The organism is Mycobacterium sp., from assembly GCF_044342925.1.
In the GTDB taxonomy this organism is placed as follows: Bacteria; Actinomycetota; Actinomycetes; order Mycobacteriales; family Mycobacteriaceae; genus Mycobacterium.
Genome location: NZ_JBIIOV010000253.1, coordinates 1 through 2891, shown reverse-complemented (window position 1 = coordinate 2891; position 2891 = coordinate 1). Strand labels below are relative to the sequence as shown.

Sequence of the window (2891 nt, the reverse complement as noted above, 5' to 3'; positions counted from 1 at the left end):
GACGAACCCGACGACGATCCGCTGCCGGGCGCCACCGTGGTGACCGGCGGGGTGTAGGTCGGGTACGCCGTGGTCGGCGGAGCTGAATACGTCGGCGGCGCTGAATACGTCGGCGGGGCCGTGTACGTGGGTTGGGGTGCCGTGTACGTCGGCACCGTGCTCCTGGGCGTCCGCGAGGGGTACGTCGGGTAGGCCGTGGACGGATACGTCGGGATCGTGATGCGTGGCGCCTGGAAGACCGGCGGCATCAGCGGCGGGAGTACCGGAATCGGCACGATGATCGGCCGTACCGGAGCAGGGGCCGGCGCGGGCGCCGGAGCCGCGGCAGGCGGCGGTGGCGGCGGTGGCGGCGGTGGTGGCGGTGGTGGCGGCGGCGGCGGCGGAGGAGGCGCGGGGGCCGGAGCAGGCGCCGGATCCGGAGCGGGGGCAGGTGCGGCCGGCGCTGGAGCCGGGGCCGCTTCCGGTGGGGCCACGTAGACGGTCCGCGGGGCCTGCTGCACCACCGGGACCGGGGCCTGGATGGTCTCCGGTGCCGCCGGCGGGTCCGGCGGCTGCGCCTGCGGCGGGGCGGGCGCCGGGGAGTTCGACACCACCGCGGCCCCGTCTCCGGGCACCGGTCGCTCGTCGTCGGCGGGCCGGTTGGCCACGGCCAGCGAAACGGCCAGCGCCGTCACACCGACCACGAAGATCGTCGACACGGCACTGCCCAGCAGGACGAAGGGGGCTTTCTCGGCCTTGACCGGCTCGTCGGCCGGTTGGTCGTCCGGTTCCTCGGCCGGTTGGTCGAGGCCGGCCAGAAACTCGTCGTCGGGGTCGTCGGCAACCGCGCTGTAGCCCAACGGCGCCATGTAGCCGGCGGCGGCCATCTGGGTTGGTCCGGCGGAGGTCGGGTCCGGCGGAAGCAGGCCGACCGTCGACGCCTCGTAACGCGGGGTGTTGGCGGCGGCCAGGGCGGCGCCGCGGGCCAGCGCCAGTTCGCCCTCCTCGGGGGCGTGCACCGGCAGGCTGACCCGCGCGGTGATCTGCGCCTTCAGCGCGGCGACGTCGGCGCCGTCGAGGCCCGAACCCACCATGAACAGCGCCTGAGGCGGTTCGAAGCCGGCCTCCAGATCGGCGACCATGTCCCCGACGTCAGCCGCCATGTCGGTGGAGACCAGCGCGCGGCTGGTCACCCGGACCACCGCACCGTCGACGGTGCGCACCACGGCGAGGGTGGCGGTGGTCGCGTCGCGGCCGCGTTCGAGGAACAGCAGCGCGGTGCGCTGGCAGTCCGTAGCCCGGCCGACGGCCTGGGCCAGCGCACTGGCCGCGTGCAGTTCGGAAACCAGGATGACGTCGTCGAGGCGCTGGGCCTGCAACGCCTGGCGCAGACGCGCGGCGGCGGCGTGGTCGGTCCATGCGACTCCGGTGGCGACCAGGCGATGGCCGCCCTCGGCCGCGCTTTCCCGGGTACCGAGAATGGCGGCGACCACCTGCTCCGGCGCATCAGACGTTGCCGGGCTGGCCGACGCCGAGACATCGAAGAAGTCCCGGTCGAGGGTCAGGCCGTCGGCCCGCTCCCCTTCTACCAGGACCATGCGGACTGCCGCGGGTGTCATCGACACCCCGAGGACAATGTCCACCGAAAACCTCCAACGAGTTTGCTCCGATGGCGCCGCCCGGCTCGTGCCGCCCACCGGGCCTGAAGCACCGACTACACGGTTCATCGGCAGCGCATACTGCGGCGTTACACCGCTAAGCAGTTAGCTGGAGGAGCGGATGAAGTTGAGGTACGAACGTGACGGGGTGGGCCCACGTTGCCCCTGATACTTCGATCCGGCGACCGCGCTGCCGTACGGGTGTTCGGCCGGACTGGTCAGCCGGAGCAGGCACAACTGGCCGATTTTCATGCCCGGCCACAGCGTGATCGGCAGGTTGGCGACGTTGGAGAGCTCCAGGGTGATGTGACCGGAGAAACCCGGGTCGATGAAGCCGGCGGTGGAGTGGGTGAGCAGGCCCAGCCGGCCCAGCGAGGACTTGCCCTCCAACCGGCCGGCGAGGTCGTCGGGAAGGGTGCAGCATTCCAGCGTCGAGCCGAGTACGAACTCGCCCGGGTGCAGGACGAACGGCTCACCGTCGGCCGGCTGCACCATGCTGGTCAGCTCGTCCTGCTGCTGGGCGGGGTCGATGTGGGTGTAGCGGGTGTTATTGAACACCCGGAACAGGTTGTCGAGCCGGACGTCGACGCTGGAGGGCTGTACCAGCGTGCCGTCGAACGGCTCGATGCCCAGCCGACCGGCGGTGATCTCGGCGCGGATGTCACGATCAGAGAGCAGCACCCGACGAGCGTATAGAGCCCACAACGGAGGTCGATGACGGCGTCACGAACGACACGCGCTCTGATTGCGGTGTTGATGCTGGCGGGCTGCGCCTCACCCCCGACGCCGGCCGACGGACTGCCGCTGGCCGACGCCTCGGATGCCTCGGTGACCGCGGGCATCGACACCGTCACCCGCTTCCCGGACGAGCTGGATTCGCGGCTGTGGAACGGCGATGTCCTCAAGCCCGACGTGCGGGAGATGACGACGACGATCGTTGACCGCATCGTTGCCACGTCGGGTGTCCCAGGCCTGGCGGTCGACGCCGTCGAGTTGTTCGGCAGCAACGCGTCGTATGAGTACGACGACGCCTCCGACTTCGGCGTGCACGTCTTCACCCGTTCGGCGACGATTGCGCCGGAGCCGCTGGGCCGGCTGCTGCGGCTGCTCAACGACGACGTCGAGCGACGCCAGGAGGGGCACATCCTGTTCAACGGCGTGCCGGTGGAAGTCACCTTCCACAGCGAGCGCGGCAAGAGCTACCAGCCCTCCCCCGGCATCGGGCAGTACTCGATCTCCGAAGGACGCTGGATC

General features: G+C 71.1%; 2 protein-coding genes and 1 pseudogene. 1 reads left to right on the top strand and 2 read right to left on the bottom strand.

Annotated elements, in window-relative coordinates:
- Positions 1-1622: DUF7159 family protein (locus tag ADBZ6I_RS16915; RefSeq protein ID WP_526385899.1), on the bottom strand; the 1622-nt coding region annotated here is incomplete at its 3' end.
- A 120-nt stretch (positions 1623-1742) separates the two neighbouring features.
- On the bottom strand, positions 1743-2318 hold the full coding sequence (gene dcd, locus ADBZ6I_RS16910) for a dCTP deaminase (RefSeq protein WP_526385897.1): 576 nt from the start codon (positions 2316-2318) through the stop codon (positions 1743-1745).
- Positions 2319-2351: 33 nt separating this feature from the next.
- Between dcd and ADBZ6I_RS16905 the strand changes: the two are divergent.
- Positions 2352-2891: pseudogene (locus tag ADBZ6I_RS16905) on the top strand (hypothetical protein); the annotation flags it as partial.